General features: G+C 73.5%; 14 protein-coding genes. 7 read left to right on the top strand and 7 right to left on the bottom strand.

All coding sequences use genetic code 11. The annotated features are described in order from the left end of the window. Nucleotides 1–40 precede the first annotated feature (40 nt). The gene (locus tag HP550_RS11345; protein WP_175347802.1) at nt 41–1,588 is read right to left on the bottom strand and encodes a GAF domain-containing sensor histidine kinase; all 1,548 of its coding nucleotides are present in this window, start codon (nt 1,586–1,588) and stop codon (nt 41–43) included. A 117-nt stretch (nt 1,589–1,705) separates the two neighbouring features. Between HP550_RS11345 and HP550_RS11340 the strand changes: the two genes are divergently transcribed. Further along, nucleotides 1,706–2,236, top strand: coding sequence for a flavodoxin family protein (locus HP550_RS11340; protein ID WP_175347801.1), 531 nt, complete (start codon nt 1,706–1,708; stop codon nt 2,234–2,236). Here HP550_RS11340 and HP550_RS11335 read toward each other — a convergent pair. After that, the gene (locus HP550_RS11335) at nt 2,196–2,891 is read right to left on the bottom strand and encodes a response regulator (RefSeq protein ID WP_175347800.1); all 696 of its coding nucleotides are present in this window, start codon (nt 2,889–2,891) and stop codon (nt 2,196–2,198) included. The genes HP550_RS11340 and HP550_RS11335 overlap by 41 nt on opposite strands. A 33-nt stretch (nt 2,892–2,924) precedes the next feature. After that, nucleotides 2,925–4,433, bottom strand: a complete 1,509-nt coding sequence (locus HP550_RS11330) for a helix-turn-helix domain-containing protein (protein ID WP_175347799.1) — start codon at nt 4,431–4,433, stop codon at nt 2,925–2,927. A gap of 127 nt (nt 4,434–4,560) precedes the next feature. Between HP550_RS11330 and ppdK the strand changes: the two genes are divergently transcribed. Next, on the top strand, nt 4,561–7,254 hold the full coding sequence (ppdK, locus tag HP550_RS11325) for a pyruvate, phosphate dikinase (RefSeq protein WP_175347798.1): 2,694 nt from the start codon (nt 4,561–4,563) through the stop codon (nt 7,252–7,254). Here ppdK and HP550_RS11320 read toward each other — a convergent pair. Next, complete coding sequence (locus HP550_RS11320) at nt 7,170–8,135, bottom strand: alpha/beta fold hydrolase (protein WP_175347797.1); 966 nt, start codon at nt 8,133–8,135, stop codon at nt 7,170–7,172. The two genes, ppdK and HP550_RS11320, sit on opposite strands and share 85 nt — an antisense overlap. Nucleotides 8,136–8,189: 54 nt before the next feature. On the opposite strand from HP550_RS11320, the gene HP550_RS11315 reads away from it, so the two are divergent. Further along, a complete protein-coding gene (locus HP550_RS11315) occupies nt 8,190–8,732 on the top strand; it encodes a TetR/AcrR family transcriptional regulator (RefSeq protein WP_175347796.1) in 543 nt (180 codons plus the stop codon). 39 nt (nt 8,733–8,771) lie between these two features. On the opposite strand, the gene HP550_RS11310 is transcribed toward HP550_RS11315, so the two are convergent. Next, entirely contained in the window at nt 8,772–10,610 is a 1,839-nt protein-coding gene (locus HP550_RS11310; protein WP_175347795.1) for a bifunctional metallophosphatase/5'-nucleotidase, read from the bottom strand. A 182-nt stretch (nt 10,611–10,792) separates the two neighbouring features. Between HP550_RS11310 and HP550_RS11305 the strand changes: the two genes are divergently transcribed. Genes HP550_RS11305 through HP550_RS23065 form a run of 4 tightly spaced genes read left to right on the top strand, consistent with a single transcriptional unit; the run spans nt 10,793 to nt 15,874 of the window. Continuing rightward, nucleotides 10,793–12,319 (top strand): S8 family peptidase, encoded by a 1,527-nt coding sequence (locus tag HP550_RS11305; protein WP_175347794.1) that lies wholly within the window; start codon nt 10,793–10,795, stop codon nt 12,317–12,319. Next, nucleotides 12,316–12,927, top strand: coding sequence for an RNA polymerase sigma factor (locus tag HP550_RS11300; RefSeq protein ID WP_175347793.1), 612 nt, complete (start codon nt 12,316–12,318; stop codon nt 12,925–12,927). Before HP550_RS11305 ends, HP550_RS11300 begins: the two co-directional genes overlap by 4 nt. Further along, on the top strand, nt 12,924–13,379 hold the full coding sequence (locus HP550_RS11295; RefSeq protein WP_175347792.1) for a carboxypeptidase regulatory-like domain-containing protein: 456 nt from the start codon (nt 12,924–12,926) through the stop codon (nt 13,377–13,379). Before HP550_RS11300 ends, HP550_RS11295 begins: the two co-directional genes overlap by 4 nt. Beyond that, nucleotides 13,376–15,874 (top strand): CHAT domain-containing protein, encoded by a 2,499-nt coding sequence (locus tag HP550_RS23065; RefSeq protein ID WP_175347791.1) that lies wholly within the window; start codon nt 13,376–13,378, stop codon nt 15,872–15,874. The genes HP550_RS11295 and HP550_RS23065 overlap by 4 nt, the downstream gene beginning before the upstream one ends. Nucleotides 15,875–15,878: 4 nt before the next feature. Here HP550_RS23065 and HP550_RS11285 read toward each other — a convergent pair whose 3' ends face one another. Next, nucleotides 15,879–16,862 (bottom strand): CorA family divalent cation transporter, encoded by a 984-nt coding sequence (locus tag HP550_RS11285; RefSeq protein WP_175347790.1) that lies wholly within the window; start codon nt 16,860–16,862, stop codon nt 15,879–15,881. Between the two features lie 24 nt (nt 16,863–16,886). Next, nucleotides 16,887–17,912, bottom strand: a complete 1,026-nt coding sequence (locus HP550_RS23060) for a glycosyltransferase family 4 protein (RefSeq protein ID WP_343048131.1) — start codon at nt 17,910–17,912, stop codon at nt 16,887–16,889. Nucleotides 17,913–17,916 lie beyond the last annotated feature (4 nt).

Genomic DNA, 17,916 nt, shown 5'->3' with positions numbered 1-17,916 from the left:
GGATCCGCGGTCCGCGGGCCCGGCAGGGTCGATGGTCCCGTCAGGGCAGCGGGACCGACCACTGGAGGTGGGTGCCGCCCTCGGGCAGCGCCGTGACGACGAGGGCGCCCCCGCGGCGCACCGCGCGGTACTCCAGGTTGGCCAGCCCGCTGCGCACCGCCAGGTCCGCGGGGACCCCGACCCCGTCGTCCTGGACCTCGATCAGCAGGTCGAGCCCGACGTCGAGGCGGACCACCACCTCGTGGGCGTGGGCGTGCCGCGCGATGTTGGACAGGGCCTCGCGGACCACGGCGACGGCGTCCTCCGCGACGTCCTCGGGGACGGTGGCCGTGACGCCGTCGGTGCGCAGGCGGGGCATGAAGCCGAGCCCGTGCCGCGCGTTCACCACCTCGGCGTCGATGCGGTGGCGCAGCCCCGACCCGGTGGTGCCGCCGCGGGCACTGAGCCGGAAGATCGTCGTGCGCACGTCCTTGATCGTCTCGTCCAGGTCGTCGACGGCGCCCTCGAGGCGGCGCGCCACGTCGGGGTGCACCACCTCCTGCGCGGCGCCCTGCACGTCGAGCCCGATGGCGAACAGCCGCTGGATGACCATGTCGTGCAGGTCCCGCGCGATCCGCTCGCGCTCCTCCAGCACGGCGAGCCGGGCGCGGTCCGACTGGGCGTCCGCGACGTCGAACGCGAGCGCGAGCTGCTCGGCGAAGCCCGCGACGCTCGGCAGGTCCGGCTCGGGCGCCGAGGTGATGTCGCCCGCGGGCCACGCGAGGGCGAGCGCACCGATCCAGCGCTCGCCGCTGCGCAGCGGCACGGCCAGCACCCACGCGGACCCGCCCTGGTCGAGGTCCGCACAGTCGGCGACCCGGCGCAGCACCGGCCACCGACCGGCGAGGTCCGGCTCGATCTCCGGCGGGAGGTCGTCGGCGAGCCCGTACAGCCGGGAGCTGCGGGCGCCGGAGCTTTGCCGGACCCGGGCGAGCACGGACGCCACGGCGTCCTCGCGCGGCAGGCCGCTGGTCAGGGTGGAGGTGCACGCCGCGGCGGTCTCGAGCCAGAGCTCGTGCTCGCGCGCCTGCCGGTAGGCGCGAGCGTGCCCGAGGGCGACCCCCGCGGCCGCGGCGAGCGCGACGGCGACCTGCTCGTCGCGCGCGGTGAAGTCGGCGTGGCCGGCCTTGTCCGTGAGGTAGAGGTTGCCGAAGACCGCACCGCGGGCCCGGACGGGGACGCCGAGGAACGTGTGCATCGGCGGGTGGTTCGGGGGGAAGCCCACGGACGAGGGGTGGTCGACCAGGTCGTGCAGCCGCAGCGGGTGGGGGCTCGTCACGAGGTGGCCGAGCACGCCCTTGCCCTCGGGCAGGTGACCGATCCTGCGCGCGGTCTCCTGGTCGATGCCGCGGTGCACGAACTCTTGGAGTCCCCCGTGGTCACCGAGCACCCCGAGGGCGCCGTAGCGCGCGCCCGTGAGCGTGCACCCGGCCGAGACCAGCCGCTCCAGCACGGTGGCGATGTCGAGCTCGGCCGACATCGACACCACGGCGCCCATCAGCGCCTCGAGCCGCTCGTCGCGTTCCGTCCCGGCCTCGTCCGCTCGCATGCTCGGAGCATAGGTGTGAGGACTCGTCGTGGAGACGAACAGGGCCCTTAGGCCCTGGGGCGGCGGCGGCGGTCGGCGAATCCTGGACCCAGGTCGACACACGAGGAGGTGAGGGCGATGCGGGCACTGGTGGTGTACGAGTCGTCGTTCGGGAACACGGGCCAGATCGCGAAAGCGGTCTGGGAGGGCATGTTCAGCCGGATGCAGGACGTCGCGCTCCTCGACGTCACCTCCGCCCCTCGCAGGCTCCCGCCGGAGCTCGAGCTGCTGGTGGTCGGCGCGCCGACGCAGGCGTTCGGCATGAGCCGGCCGGCGACGCGCGCGGACGCGGAGAAGCAGGCGGGCACCGAGCCGGACGGCACGTCGGTCGGCGTGCGCGAGTGGCTCCGGGAGCTGGACCCGCCGGAGCGCACGGTCCACGCTGCGACGTTCGACACCAGGATCCACAGCCCCCACGTCCCCGGCTCGGCCGCGGTCGGCGCCTGGCGCGTGCTGCGTCGTGCCGGCTTCCAGGTGGCGGCGGAGGCCGAGAGCTTCTGGGTGATGGGGATCAAGGGACCGCTGCGCGACGGCGAGCTGGAGCGGGCGCGCGCCTGGGGCGTCGGGCTCACCGGCCTGCTGCTGGGCCTCGGGGCTCCGGCGCGGTGACCCCGGTCGGATCAGGGTGCAGACGATGCTGTTCCGCGATGAACAGAGCGGCCTGCGTCCGTCCTCGCACCTCGATCTTGGCCAGCAGGCTGGAGATGTAGTTCTTCACGGTCTTCTCGGCGAGGAACATGCGGTCGGCGATCTGCCGGTTGGTCAACCCCTCGCCGATCAGGTCGAGCACGGCGCTCTCCTGGGCGGTCAGCAGGTCCAGGCGGGCGTCGTGCCGCTGCGACTCCCGGAGCCGGTCGAGCACCCGGCCCGTGGTCGCCGGGTCGAGCAGGGACCTGCCGCTGGCCACCAGCCGGATCGAGTCGAGGAGCTGCGGTCCGCGGATCTCCTTGAGGACGTACCCGGCCGCGCCGGCCGTGATCGAGGCCAGCAGCGCCTCGTCGTCCTCGTAGGAGGTGAGCATGAGGCACCGGACGCCGGGGGCGCTCGCGGCGAGCTCTCGGCAGACCTCGACGCCGTTGCCGTCGGGCAGCCGCACGTCCAGCAGGGCGACGTCCGCGTCCGCACGCGGGACGCGCACGAGCGCCTCGGCGGCGGTGGCGGCCTCGCCCACCACGGTCATGTCCGGGTCGGCCTCGATGAGGCGCAGCAGACCCTGGCGCACCACCTCGTGGTCGTCCAGCACGAACACCCGGATCTGGGCCATGACGCCACTGTGCACCATCGGGACCTCCCTGTGTCAGGCGTCCCCGTGACCGCCGGCGTGGCGGTCGAGGAACGCGTAGACCTCGGCGTCCTCCACCCCCGGGAACGATCCCGTCGGCAGGGGCGAGAGCACGTGGGCGTGCACGGCAGCACTGGGCCAGGCGTGGGGGGCCCACCGGGCGGCGAGCCCGGGATCCGGCTGCCGGCAGCAGGTGGGGTCGGGGCAGCGGGACTCGCGACGCGTCGGGGTGTCCCGTCCGCGGAACCACTTCGCGGCGCCGAACGGGACCCCGACCGTGATCGAGAACCCGCCGGCGGACGTGGAGCCCGTCTGGGTGCTGCACCAGTACGTGCCCTCCGGCGTGTCGGTGTACTGGAAGTACTCCGTGGCGCGGTTCCGTCGCGTGAACGCCGACCGGGCGGCCCACTGCCGGCAGACCACCTGACCTTCGATGGCGCCGGTCCCGTCGGCGGGGAACCGCACGGCGTCGTTCGCGTAGCCCTTGAACAGGGTGCCGTCGTCGCCGACGCGCAAGAAGTGCAGCCGGATGTCGAGGTGCTCGGTGAGCAGGTTGGTCAGCCGCTGGGCGGCGGCCTCGTGGGTGACCCCGAAGGCGTCGCGGAAGTCCTCGACGGCCAGCTCCTTGCGACGCTTGGCCGCGCTCAGGTGGGCCACCGCGGCGGTCCGGGGCATGAGGCAGGCGGCCGCGAAGTAGGTGATCTCCACCCGCTGACGCAGGAAGTCCGCGTAGCTGCGGGGCGTCGAGTGGCCGAGCACCCGGTGGGCGATCGCCTGGAGGGCGAGCGAGCGCAGGCCGTGGCCGCCGGGGATCGACGCCGGCGGCAGGTAGATGCGCCGGTTGGCCAGGTCGGTGACGGTGCGCGTCGAGTGCGGCAGGTCGTCCACGTGCAGCAGGGAGAAGCCGAGGTCCGCGGCCATCTGGGCGACCGCGCTGTGGGTCAGGGCTCCGGTGGTGTAGCCCGCCCGGCGCACGAGGTCCTCGGCGACCTCCTCGATCTCGGGCAGGTGGTTGTTGCGCTCCGTCAGCCAGAGCCGCAGCGCCGTGGTGGCGCGACGCGCCTCCTGCGGCGTGGCGATCGCGGCATCGTCGCGCCGGGCGAGCTCGAGGTGCAGCCCGACCAGCGCCTCGAGAGCCTCGCTCGACAGGTTCCGGGCCGGGCGCACGTGGGGCAGCCCGAGTGCGGCGTACGCGACCGTGCCCTGGGCGCGGTCCAGCTCGATCTCCAGGGCGGCCCGCCGCGACGGGGGAGACTCGTCGAGAAGGTCGGTCGTCGTGGTGCCCAGCGCCGCCGCCAGGGCCTGGAGGAGACTGAGCCGAGGCTCGCGGCGGCCGTTCTCGACGAGCGACAGCTGGCTGGCGGTGCTGCCGGCGAGCCGTCCGAGCTCGTCGAGCGTCAGCCCGCGTTCGGTGCGGGCGTGCCGGATGCGCCGCCCGAGCATGAGCAGCTGCGACCCCGCGCTGGTCGACCCGCGCGGTTCGGTGGGGAGGTCGATGACCGGTCGGGGTGACTGCGTCGCCATGCGTTGACGCTAGAGCAAGTTGCGCTGTTCTTGACAGCGCGGACCCATTGAAGCCGCTCCCGAGCAGCCTGGACGCTCGAAGCCGGCGAGTATTCCTCTCGTCCAGGCCTGTGGACAGGAGCCTTTCATGACCAGGTACGTCTCCCGGTTCGTCGACGGTGACAAGGACAAGAAGGACCTGCTGGGCGGCAAGGGAGCCAACCTGGCGGAGATGACCAAGCTCGACCTGCCCGTGCCACCGGGGTTCACGATCACCACCGAGGCGTGCAGGGCCTACATGCGTGACGGGCACGTGCCGCCCGAGCTGCGGGTCGAGGTGACGCTGGCGGTCCGGGAGATCGAGGACACGATCGGCCGGCGCCTCGGCGACTTCCACGAGCCGCTGCTGGTGTCGGTGCGCTCGGGGGCCAAGTTCTCGATGCCGGGGATGATGGAGACCGTCCTGAACATCGGGCTCAACGACGCGTCCGTGAAGGGCCTGACCGAGTTCTCCGGCGACGAGCGGTTCGCGTGGGACTCCTACCGCCGGCTCATCCAGATGTTCGGCAAGACGGTGCTCGGCATCGACGGGGACCTGTTCGCGGCGGCCCTGGACGAGCGCAAGACCGCCGTCGGCGCCGCGACGGACGTCGACCTGTCGGCGCAGGACCTGCACGTGCTCGTGCACACGTTCAAGGAGATCGTGGTCGAGCAGACGGGCCGGGAGTTCCCGCAGCACCCGCGCGAGCAGCTGGACATGGCGATCGAAGCGGTGCTCGACTCGTGGAACACCGACCGGGCCCGGCTCTACCGCCGCCGCGAGCGCATCCCGAACGACCTGGGGACGGCCGTCAACGTGGTGAGCATGGTGTTCGGCAACCTCGGCGAGACGTCCGGCACCGGGGTGTGCTTCACGCGTGACCCGTCCACCGGCGAGACGGGGGTGTACGGGGACTACCTGCCCAACGCGCAGGGCGAGGACGTGGTGGCGGGGATCCGCAACACCCTGCCGCTCGCGGAGCTGGAGGTGCTCGACCCGGTCTCCTACGACGCGCTCCGGCACGCGATGCGGCGCCTCGAGACCCACTACCGCGACCTGTGCGACATCGAGTTCACCATCGAGCGGGGCAAGCTGTGGCTGCTCCAGACCCGCGTGGGCAAGCGCACGGCGGCGGCGGCGTTCCGGATCGCCACCGAGCTGGTCGACGAGAGCCTGATCACGATGGACGAGGCGATCACCCGCTGCCCGGGCGACAAGCTCAACCAGCTCCTGTTCCCGCAGTTCGACGCAAGTGCCGACCGGCACCTGCTGACGACCGCCATGGCGGCCTCACCGGGCGCGGCGGTGGGGGAGATCGTCCTGGACAACGCCCAGGCGCTCGAGCGGACCGAGGCCGGCGCCCACGTCATCCTGGTGCGCCGGGAGACCAACCCGGACGACCTGCAGGGGATGATCGTCGCCGACGGCATCCTCACGGCCCGCGGCGGGAAGACGTCTCATGCGGCCGTCGTCGCGCGCGGCATGGGGACGTGCGCCGTGGTCGGCGCGGAGGAGGTCGAGGTCGACGTCGCCCGCGGCGAGGTGCGTGTGCGTGACCAGGTGCTCCACGCAGGGGACACGATCGCCATCGACGGGTCCACCGGCGAGGTCTTCCGCGGCTCGGTGCCGGTGGTCGACTCCCCGGTCATGGTCTACGTCGCCGAGGGGCTCGACGCCGGGCTGGCTGCGGCGACCGATCCCGAGGCTCGTGCCCTGGTCTCGGCCGTGGACCGCGTCCTGCGGCACGCGGACTTCGTCCGCCGGATGCAGGTGCGCACCAACGCCGACACGGCCGACGACGCCCGCCGCGCGCGGGCTCGGGGGGCCGAGGGCGTGGGCCTGTGCCGGACCGAGCACCAGTTCCTGGGGGAGCGGCGCCAGCACATCGAGCGGCTCGTCCTGGCCGACAACGACCAGGACCGCAAGGTCGCCCTCGATGCTCTGCTGCCGCTCCAGCGCGAGGACTTCGCCGGCCTGCTGGAGGCGATGGACGGGCTGCCGACGACCATCCGCCTCATCGACCCCCCGCTGCACGAGTTCCTGCCGGACCTCACGGAGCTGGCGGTCCGGGTGGCCACGGCTGCCGAGCCGGACCCGAAGGACGTCACCCTCCTGGCCGCGGTCGAGCGGATGCACGAGCAGAACCCGATGCTGGGGCTGCGCGGCGTGCGGCTCGGGCTGACCCTGCCGGGACTGTTCGCCCTCCAGGTGCGCGCGATCGCCGAGGCGACCGTGCAGCTGAGGCAGGCCGGGCTCGACCCGCGGCCGGAGATCATGGTGCCGCTGGTGGGATCGGTCCGCGAGCTCCAGCTGGTCCGCGAGGAGGCCGAGCGCGTCCTGGCCGAGGTCAGCGCGTCCTCGGGTGTCACGCTCGACCTGCCCATCGGCTGCATGATCGAGCTGCCGCGCGCGGCCCTGACCGCGCACCGGATCGCCGAGGAGGCCGACTTCTTCTCCTTCGGCACCAACGACCTCACGCAGACCACGTGGGGGTTCTCCCGGGACGACGTCGAGCGCGCGTTCTTCGCCGACTACCTCCAGAACGGGGTGCTGACCATCTCCCCGTTCGAGACGCTGGACGCCGACGGTGTCGGCGCGCTGGTCCGCGCGGGGGTCGAGGGCGGTCGGTCCACCAAGCCGGGCCTGCACATCGGCGTCTGCGGGGAGCACGGCGGAGACCCGGAGTCGATCCACTTCTTCCACGAGGTGGGGCTGGACTACGTGTCGTGCTCGCCGTTCCGGGTGCCGATCGCGCGGCTGGAGGCCGGCCGGGCTGCCGTGGCACGGGGAGGCGCCGCCTGAGCGGTGCGTCGGAACAGCGCCCGGGCGTGGTCGACGACCGCGTCCGGGCGCTCGTCCGCGATGAAGTGACCGGCGCGGTCGACGAGCTCTTGGATGAGATCGTCCGCGTGGTCCTCGTACCCGCCCAGGAGCTCCAGCGGCAGGCCCGCCGGGTCGTCCGCGCCGTAGAGGACGACGGTCGGCGTGGTCAGCCGCGCGTCCCGGTAGGCACCGCGGGCGATCCGGCCGACCTCCCCGAGGATGGCGTTCCGGTAGAGCGCTGAGCCCGCGCGAGCCCGGGCACGGTCCCGCAGGGGTGCGGCGAACAGCTCCATGTCGGCGTCTGGCATCGCGTCCGCTCCCGTCCGGAAGTCGCGCAGCAGGTACCGCACGAGCCGCTGCCGGCCGGAGCGCAGCACCCACGGTCCGAGACCGGGGGTCGCGATGACCCACTGGAACCAGAGCCGCCACAGCACGGTGAGCATGCGCGGGTGCATCCGGACGAACGGGTGCCCGCCGCCGAACGTGAGGAAGCCGCCGACGCGGTCGGGGTGCTCCAGGCAGAGCCCGAACCCGAGGATCGCGCCGTAGTCGTGCGCGACGAGGTCGACCTTCTCCACACCGAGCGCGTCCAGGAGCCCGACCACGTCCGCCAGGAGCTGCTCGCGGACGTAGCCGCCCGGGGGAGCGTCGGTCCAGCCGGCACCGCGCAGGTCGGGGCAGATCACGTGGTGGTCGCGGGCGAGGTCGGGGATGACCGTGCGCCACTCCCACCAGTGCTGCGGGAAGCCGTGCAGCAGCAGGACCGGTGGGCCGCTGCCTGCCTCGGCGACGTGCATGCGCAGGCCGGGAAGGTCCACGAACCGGTGGGTGACCCCGTCGAGACCCGGGATGGCGTCCATCCGTCGACGGTACTACGAGCGTAGTGTTTGGTCTACTACGTCTATAGTGCGCGCATGACGTCACCGCGGAGCCGTGCGCTCGACGCCGCCATCGACCTGCTCGGCACGAAGGGCCTGCGTGCCCTCACCCACGTCCGCGTCGACGACCGGGCAGGGATCCCGCGAGGGTCGACCTCGAACTACTTCCGCACTCGCGCGGCACTGCTCGCCGGCGTGGCCGGCCGGATCATCGAGCGCGAGATGCCGGCGGCCGCCACCGCGCTCGCGCCGACGTCCGTCGACGAGGTGGTCGACTCGATCAGCGCGCTGGTCGTCTCCACGACCACCGTCCAGCGCACCCTCACGACTGCCCGCCTGGTCCTCTTCATGGAGGCCAGCCACGACCCGACCCTCCGCGATGCTCTCGCTGCGGGCCGGCAGGCGCTCGAAGGCGAGGTCGTGTCCGTGCTCGCTCGACTCGGGTCGCCGGACCCCGCGACCGGCGCGGCCGCGGTCATGGCCTGTGCGGAGGGGCTGATCCTGCACCGCATCGCACGGGGCGACGAGACCGACCCGCGCCGCGCGCTCGAGCTCGTGACGCGGGCAGCGCTGGCATGACGCGGGCGCCGGGGTTCGTCCCGGCGCCCGCGTCAGGTACTACGGCGTGACGGTCAGCGGCGTGCCGCCGGACGTCAACTGCCAGTCGGGGTTGGTGGCCGAGAAGAGACTCGGGTCCACCACCTCGTTGGCGCTCACCCAGTCGATGAGCAGCTGGCGGATCTCCACCTGCCGGTTGTAGACGACGGGGGCCGTCGTCACGCCCGGGAAGTTGCCTCCGCCGGACTGCCGGTAGTTGTTGATCGCCACGACGAACTCCTGCGTGTCGCTCACGGGGACGCCGCCGTAGGCGAGCCCGGTGATCCGGCTGCCGACGGGCTGCGCCAGGTCGATGTCGTACGTGAGCGGCTGGTCGAGCCCGCCCATGACGTCGTAGTTGTAGTCCGGTGTGCCGTTCGGCGCCGTCGGCGTCACCGCGTTGGTGAGGCTGGCGGCCGGGTACGTGCCGGGGGCCGGGGCGGCCTTGAAGTACTCCGCCGACTTCTCCAGGTACGCCTTGACCTGCGCGCCCGTGAGCTTGATGCCCAGGAGCGTGTTGTCGTAGATGTACAGCCCGGCGATGTCGCGCACCGAGACGTCACCCTGCGGGATCGCCGCGTCCTTGTTGAACGGCGCCGCGATCGAGAGCACCGGGAGGTCGGCGTCGGCACCCGTGAGCTCGGCCTTCACCGCGCCGGCCTGCACATAGTTGATGAAGTCGAGCACCGCGGTGTCCTCGTACCGCGCGGTGGCGGCGGACATGGCCTCCGTCGAGGTGCCCACCACGCCGTTGACGTAGTCGACGACCTTCTGGTGGTCCGCCTGGAGCAGGCTCACGATCGCGGGGTCCTCCGGGACCGCGTTCGAGTTGAGCACGGAGGCGTCCACCGACTGCACGCTCCAGCGCCCGCGGCTGAACGACAGGTCGATGTCGAACACCGACAGGCGCTCACCCCACCTCAAGGGCTCCGACAGGACGACGGGCTTGCCGGTCGTGGTGTTGGTGACGACGCGCTCGGCGATCTCCTGGTGGGCGTGCCCGACCAGGATCGCGTCGATGCCGGGCACCTGCTGGGCGACCAGCGTCGCGGCGTTCTCCGGGAACGGCAGCGTGTCGCCGTAGGAGGACGACGTGTCCGCACCCGAGTGCGCGGCGACGACGACGACGTCTGCACCCCTGCGCTTCATCTCCGGCACGTACTTCGCCGCCTGCTCGACGAGGCCACCGAAACTCATCTGCCCCTCGACGTTGGCCTTGTCCCAGATCGCGATGCCGGGGTTGGTCAGGCCGAGGATGCCGACCTTGATCGCCTTGCCGTGCGCGGGACGGACCGTCTTGATGACGTACGGAGTGAACGCGGCGCGGCCGTTCTTGTCGAAGGTCGCGTTGGCGGCGAGCAACGGGAAGTCGAGCTGCTTCTCGAACGTCCGCAGGTACGGGATGCCGTAGTTGAACTCGTGGTTGCCCAGCGCGGCGGCGTCGTAGCCGATCGCGTTCATGGCGGCGGCCATCGGGTGCTCGACCGTCTTGGAGATCGGCTGGATCTTGGCGTAGTAGTACGCCAGGGACGTGCCCTGGATCGTGTCGCCGGCGTCGATGAGCAGCGTGTTGCGGTCGCCGCGGTCCGCCCGCACCTGGTTGACCAGCGTGGAGACCTTCGCCAGGCCCACGTCGTTGTGCGCGCTGTCGTCGTACTCGGCGTTCTTGAAGTAGTCCCAGTTCAGCGCGTTGCCGTGCAGGTCTGTGGTGCCCATGACCGTGAGCTGGTACTCCCTCGGTCCGTTGTGGCCGCCGCCGTTGCCGGCCGAGGCCGGTGAGGCGAGGCCCACGACGAGCACCGCGGCCGTGGCCACCGCACCCGCCCTCACGCTGGTCCGTTGCAGGACGTTGATTCCCATGCCGGAGTCCTCCCGTGCTGTCGGTTCTGCACCGGGTTGCGGTGCCTCGGGCACGGTAGCCCGTCCGGGTGACGCGGACATGTCGGGCGAGTGCGGGCCGAGCCCGCCGAATGGGGTATCCCGGCGCCGCGGCGCGACCCTAACCTGAGGCAACGGTGGATCGTCCGACGGGGGGCTGTCACATGGCCGGGAACGACGTCGAGAGGTACCGACGAGCCGACGGGGTGGAGCCGGGTCCCGCGGAACCGGTACCGATCGGGCCCCCGACGCTCACGCTCAGCCCGGACCTGCTCACCGTCGAGGCGCTCGGGTTCTCGAGCACGGTGCTCGACCAGCTGAACGAGCGGCTGCTCGAGCACGGCGGTTCGCTGGCGGCCGAGGACGTCCACCAGGGCCGACAGACGCTCCGGGTGTCCGGGATGACCGCGGTGGAGGCGGGACTGCGGCTCCAGGCCGAGCTGCCGGCCTTCGGCGAGGAGAGCAGCTGGGACGCGGACCTCGCCCGGACCGTCGCATCGCTGCGCGCGGTCACGGTGCCGGTCGCCTCCGCGCTGGAGGACCCCTCGGCCGTGCAGAGTCCCTTCGCAGGTGTCAGGACGGCCGCCGCGGTGCGCAGCCCGTTCGCGGTGCGCAGCCCGTTCGCCGTACGGAGCCCGTTCGCGGCGTGGAGCTACCTCGACGGCCGCACGGCCCTGGCGGTCCGCAGCCCGTTCGCCGTGCGGAGCCCCTTCGCGGGCGGCGTGCGCGAGGCGGTGGACATCGGCGCCCTGGCGCCCCCGGTCGACACGCTGCGGCCGGCGCGCGCTCCCGTGGTGGCCGTCGTGGACGGGGGGATCGCCGCTCACGACTGGTTCGTCGGGCCGGACGGGCCGATCGTGACCGACGCACTGAAGTTCGGCTGGGAGCCGGCGGAGGAGCTGCCAGGACCGCGGCAGGGCGACGTAGGCGGGGACGGCAGCCTCGACGACGCCGCCGGCCACGGCACGTTCGTCGCCGGCCTGGTGCGCCAGTACGCGCCGTCGGCGCGGCTGCTCTCGCTCCAGGCGATGGCGTCGGACGGCTGGTTCCCGCCCGGCCGCTCCCTCTCCGCGCTCACCTGGCTCCTCGAACGCGTCCGGGGTGCCGGTCAGAACCCGTCGTGGTTCGTCGACGTGGTGTGCCTGGCCTGGGGGTACGTCGACGAGGGGCCGACCGAGGACCCGACCACGACAGCCCTGCGCAAGGTGCTCGGAGACCTGGGCGACCACGGGGTCCAGGTGGTCTGCGCGGCCGGCAACGGCTCGGACCGGATCCCGGTGTTCCCCGCCGCCCTCTCCGTGCTGGCCGTCCCCGACTCGTTGCCCGCCGTCCCGCTGGTCAGCGTCGGTGCCACCAACCCCGACGGCTCGCTCGCCACCTTCAGCAACTACGGCCCCTGGGTCCAGCACTACGAGCGGGGGTCGGCACTCATCAGCGCGATGCCCGGGTCGTTCGGCAGCCCGCTCACGCCCCAGCGGCTGGTCGGCGCGACGGACCAGCCCTGGGCGTTCGACCCGGACGACATGGCGACCGGCACGGCACGGTGGGGCGGCACCTCGTTCGCCGCGGCGATCACCGCGGGCCGGCTGGCGCAGGCGCTCGCGGGCGACCCGGACATCGCCGCGGTGGATCTGCCGCACGTGCGCGCGCGTGTGACGGCCGCCCGGGAGACGGTGCTGGGCCGGTCATGAGCCAGGACCTCCAGCCTTCGGCTGCCCCCGTCGACGGGCGCGCGGGTCGTGGCGCCCGGCTGGCCGCGTGCCTGGCCCGGGCGCGGGCGGGGGACACCGGAGCGATCGAGGAGATGGTGCACGAGCTCAACCCGCTGCTCTGGCACGTCGCCCGGTCACAGGGGCTCGACGCCCCGACGGCGGCCGACGTCGTCCAGACTGCCTGGTTGGAGCTGGTGCGCCGGCTCGACGACATCCGCGTCCCCGAGGCGCTGACCGGGTGGCTGGCGACGGTGACCCGGCACGAGGCCGCCCGGGTGCACCAGCGCGCGCGGAAGGTGGTCCCGACGGACACGACCGCGCTCCTCGACACCCCCGACCCCGGCCCGGACGTGTCGGACGACCTGCTCGCCCGGGAACGCGCCCAGAGCCTGTGGCGGTGCTTCGGCCAGCTCTCCGAGCGGTGCCAGCAGCTGCTGCGCGTCGTGGCCCAGGTGGACCGTCCGGACTACGCGGCGATCTCCGAGGCCATGGGCATGCCGCACGGCAGCATCGGGCCCACCCGGGGTCGGTGCCTGACCCGGCTGCGCGAGCTCCTGCTCCTGGACCCGTTGTGGGGTGCGCCATGAGCGAGTGGCCGGACGCCCTGGACGACGAGGTCCTGGCCGGGCTGCGTGCCGGGTTCGACGCGAGCGACCCGCCGCCGCCGTTCCTCGACGACCTCGTCGTGCTGGCACTGGGGTCCGCACGGCTCGACGCCGAGGTGGCCCGGCTCGTCGACGACGCCGCCGTGGCGCCGGGTGCCCGGGCGTCCACCCGGGTACGCACGCTCCGGTTCGAGGGTGGCGGCACGACCGTCCTGCTGAGCGTCGCCGAGGGGCCGACCGGCGCGCGTCGGGTCGATGGCTGGCTGGTCCCCGCGGCCGCGGCCGGCGTCGCTCTGCACGGACCAGCGGGCACCGTGACGGTCGACGCGGACGCGTCGGGACGGTTCAGCTTCGAGGGTGTGCCCGCGGGTGCGGCCCAGCTGGTCGTGCAGGGACCGAGCGGGGTCGTCGTGACCACCGCCGTCCAGCTGTGAGCCGGGCCGGGGACCTGTACGCGGCGGGTGTCGCCGCCAACGAGGACATGCGGCCCGCCGCCGGGGCGCGGCTGCTGCGGGCGGCGCTGCGTGCCCTGGGCGACCCCGAGCAGGACGACGAGGAGGCGCGCACGCTGCGCGGCCGGGTGAGCGTCAGCCTGGCGATGGCGGAGGCCGAGGCAGGGCGCCTCGCGACCGGCCTCGAGCTGCTGGCGACGGCAGCGGGGCTGCTGCCTGCCCAGGAGCGCGCGATCGCGCACGCCCAGCGGGCCATCCTGCTGCGGCGGGCGGGCCGCGACGAGGAGTCGCTGGCCGAGTACGCCGTCGCGCTCGCCAGCCTGGACGTGGACAGCCAGCCGGTCCTGGTGGCGAAGGTGCTGGTCAACCGCGCGGTGGTGCACATGGGTGCGGCCCGCCTCGGCCCGGCGCGGGCAGACCTCGACCTGTGCCTGACGCTCGCTCGGCGGGAGGGTGCGGAGGTGCTCGTCGCCAAGGCCGTGCACGACCTCGGCTTCCTCGACTACGTGGCAGGCGACCTGCCGTCCGCGCTGCGTCGGTACGTCGAGGCGGAGCGGCTCTACGAGGGCCTGCTCCCCGGGATCCTGGCGATGCTCGGGCTCGACCGTGGGCGGGTGCTGGTCGCCGCCGGCCTCGTCACGGAGGCCGAGCGGGAGCTCGGTGCCGCGGTCGCGTCCCTGCGGGAGCAAGGGTCGTTGCAGGACGCCGCCGAGGGCGAGCTCGCCCGTGCCGCCGCGGCCCTGCTCGACGGCCGGCCCGCGGACGCACGGCGTCTCGCACGCGCGGCGCGGACGGTGTTCCGGCGGCGCGGCAACGCCCGGTGGGCAGCCCGCGCCGAGCTCATGGATCTTCGCGGTGCGGCGGCGGGCGCCCGCACCCGGGTCGGCACCGCGCGGCGGGCCGAGGAGCTGCACGAGGTGCTGGCGTCGCTCGGGATGCGCGAGGACGCCCGGGTCGCCGCGCTCGTCGCCGCTCGCGCGCATGCCGCCGCCGGACGGTCGCCGGAGGCGCGCCGCCTGGTCGAGGTCACCGGCATGCGCGGAGCGGGCCTGGAGACCCGGCTGCTGCAGCGGGCCGCCCGGGCCGACGTCGCCGCAGCGGACGGCCACGTGCAGGTGGCGGCGCGGGAGCGCAGGAGCGGGCTGACCACGCTGCACCGGGCCCGCGCCCTGCTCGGGGCACTCGACCTCCAGGGCGGGGCGGCGGTGCTCGGTCGCGAGCTCGCCGGGGCAGGTCTCGCGGACGCGCTCGCCACCGGCCGCGCCGCCGACGTCTTCACCTGGGCGGAGCTGGCACGCGCCCAGGCGATGCTCACCCGCCCGGCCGTCCTCGGCGACGAGGACCACGGGGCGTGGCAGGACCTGCGCGCCCTCGGCGTGGCGCTCGGACGTGCGGAGCTCGACGGTCGCCCGACAGCCGAGCTCCGCACGCGTCGCGCGGCCCTCGCCCGGGACCTGCGCCGCCGGACGTGGGCAGCTCCCGGGACGGGCGTGTCCCACCGGCCCGCCAGCCTGTCCCGCGTGCAGGCGGCGCTGGACGGTGCCGCGATGGTGGTCTACCTCCAGCACGAGGGGGTGCTGCGTGCCCTGGTCCTGACCAGGACGCGCGCAAGCCTGGTCGCGCTGGGTCCGCTCGGCGTCGCGCACGAGGCCACGTCCCGGGTGCGGGCGGACCTCGACGTCCTCGCGGGTGCCCTGCCCGCGGGCCTCGACGTCGGGGTGCGGGCAGCACGTGGCGCTGATGCGGCCGCGCTCAGCGCCCTCGTGCTCGACCCCGTCCTCAGCCTGGTCGGCGACCGCGACCTCGTCGTGGTGCCCACCGGCGGCCTGCTCACCGTGCCGTGGGCCGCGCTGGCCGCCACCCGTGGGCGCGCGGTCACCGTCGCCGTCTCGGCGACCAGCTGGGTCGACCGGGTCGGGGCCGCACCCGTCGCGCCCACGGGCGCGACCGTCCTGGTCGCCGGACCGGGCACCACGCGCGGCGATGCGGAGGTCGCGACCGTTGCGGAGCTCGTGCGGGCGGCGGGCCTGGTGCCGCAGGTGCTGCTCGGCGACACGGCGACCGTGGGACGTGCGCGTGCCGCGCTGGCCGGAGCCGGGGTGGTCCACGTGGCGGCGCACGGTCGCCACGAGGCCGACAACCCGCTGTTCTCGAGCCTGGAGCTGGCCGACGGACCGCTGATGGGCTACGACCTGCTGCGGTTGCCCCGTCCGCCCCAGCTGGTCGTCCTGTCGTGCTGCGACCTCGGGCTGCACGACACGCGTCCCGGCGACGAGTCGCTCGGCACCGCGAGCGCCCTGCTCGCGTCGGGTGCGCGCACCGTCGTCGCCAGCGTGGCCCGAGAGGCCGACGAGGTCGCGCTCCCGCTCATGGTGGACCTGCACCGCCGCCTGGTGGCCGGTGAGCGTCCGGCAGCCGCCCTGGCCGCCGCCGGGTCGGCCGCGGCGACCGGCTTCGTCTGCTTCGGATCGGGCTGACGGCCTACCACCAGCCCTGGCGCTTGGCCCACCAGAGCAGCCCGCCCGACATCGCGATCATCACAGCGAGGGCCAGCGCGAGGGGAACGACTGTCGTGTGCTGGTTGACGATGAGGTTCATCCCGAGCACGGAGGCCAGGGCGGTGATGGGGAGGGTGACCACCGCGATCACCGCGAGCCGCTCGGCGGCGATCGTCATCTTGGTCTCGGTGCGGGCGCGGTAGAACTCGATGACGCCCTGGAGGTAGTCCTTCTCCTCGACGGCCAGGCCGGCGATCCGGTCGAACTGGTCGACGAGGTCGCCCACGAGGTGCCGGCTCTCCTCCGGCACCGCACGCTGGAGGCCCACCACCCGGCGGTAGATCTCGGCGGTCTGCGCGGCGATCGTGCGGACGGCCAGGAGACCGTGCCGCGTCCGGAACATCTCGTCGAGGAACTTCTCGGGGTCGTCGTAGGCGCCCGCGGTGACGCGTCGCTCCAGCTCCCACACGTCGGCCGTGAGCTCCTCGACGAACTTCTCCATCCGCCGGGTGAGCGTCGAGACGATCGCGTGCGAGATGTCGAAGGACGTCCGGGGCCGTAGCCGTCCGGCGCGGACCCGTTCCAGGACCTCCCGGGTGTCCCGCAGGGCCACGTCCAGCGGGACGGCGGGGTTGACCGGGCCGTGCACGGTGACCAGGTAGCGCGGGCCGATCACGCGGTCCAGCTCGACGTGGTGCACGTGCCCGCCCTCGCCGCGCTCGGGGGCGTGCAGGACGAGGAACAGCGAGTCGGGGTAGGCGTGCACCTTCGGCAGCCGGTTGCGCACCTCGCAGTCGTGCACGGCGAGCGGGTGCAGCCCGAACACGCGGGTGAGCACGTCCTGCGCCTCCGCGTCCCAGCTGGGGATGTCGACCCAGACCAGCCCGACGCGGGAGGCGAGCAGGGCCGGCAGCTCGTCGACCGAGCACTCGCGCACGCCGTCGTCGGTGAGGTGGTGCACGTCCACGGTCGACCTCCCGTCCTCCCGCCATCATGCTGCGGACGGACGGCCGTCGCGCCCGCAGCCGGCGAGGGCCTCGAACAGCCGCTCGTAGTCGGCCACCATGCGGTCCGCGCTGAACCGGGTCTCGGCCTCGCGGCGGCACGCGTGCCGGTCGACGGACGCCAGGCGGGCCACCGCGGAGACGGCCGCATCGGCGTCGGCGACCAGGAAGCCCGTCGACCCGTCGGTGATCAGCTCGGGCAGGGACCCCCGCGGGGTGGCGATCACCGGGGTCCCGACGGCGAGCGCCTCGACGACGGACAGCCCGAACGGCTCGTCGAAGTCGATGAGGTGCAGCAGCGCGGCCGCACCGCCGAGCAGGCGGTCCCGCTCCTGCGGCCCGACGGACCCCACGAAGCGCACCAGGGTCCCGTCCACGAACGGCTCGACGAGCGTCCGGAAGTAGTCCTGGTCGTGCACGACGCCGGCGATGACGAGCGGCATGCCGGCGCGCCGGGCGACCTCGATCGCGACGTGCGTGCCCTTGTCGGGATGGATGCGACCGAGGAACAGCAGGTAGCCGCCGTCTCCGGCGCCGGGACTGAACTGCGCGAGGTCCAGGCCGTGGTGGATCGTCGCGTCGTAGGTGAGGTCCGGGTGCCTGTTGGCGTCGCTGATCGACACGTAGTGCGCGATGTCGTCGTAGGCGCGGTAGACCGGCAGGATCCGTTCCGACGAGAAGCCGTGGATGGTGGTCACCACGGGGGTGTCGACGAGCCGGCTGTACGTGAGCGGCAGGAAGTCGAACTGGTTGGAGATCGCGTCGAACTCGGCGGCCCGCTCGAACACCGCGGCGATGTGCAGCGACTCGCACACCTTCACGTCGATCGAGGGGTCCTCCTCGTACCCGGCCGGCGCCTCGGCATGCAGCCGTGCCCGCGTCAGCGAGTCGGCGGTCGCGAACAGGGTGACGTCGTGCCCACGGGCGACCAGCCCCTCCGCGAGGGTCGAGGCCACCTGCTCCCAGGGCCCGTACGAGCGGGGCGGCGTGCGGTGGGCGATCGAGGCGAGCACGGCG

The sequence above is a fragment of the Cellulomonas humilata genome, from assembly GCF_013359775.1.
Lineage (GTDB): Bacteria > Actinomycetota > Actinomycetes > Actinomycetales > Cellulomonadaceae > Cellulomonas > Cellulomonas humilata.
The sequence above is the reverse complement of the archived record's forward strand: the minus strand, read 5'-3'. Positions and strand labels throughout refer to the sequence as shown.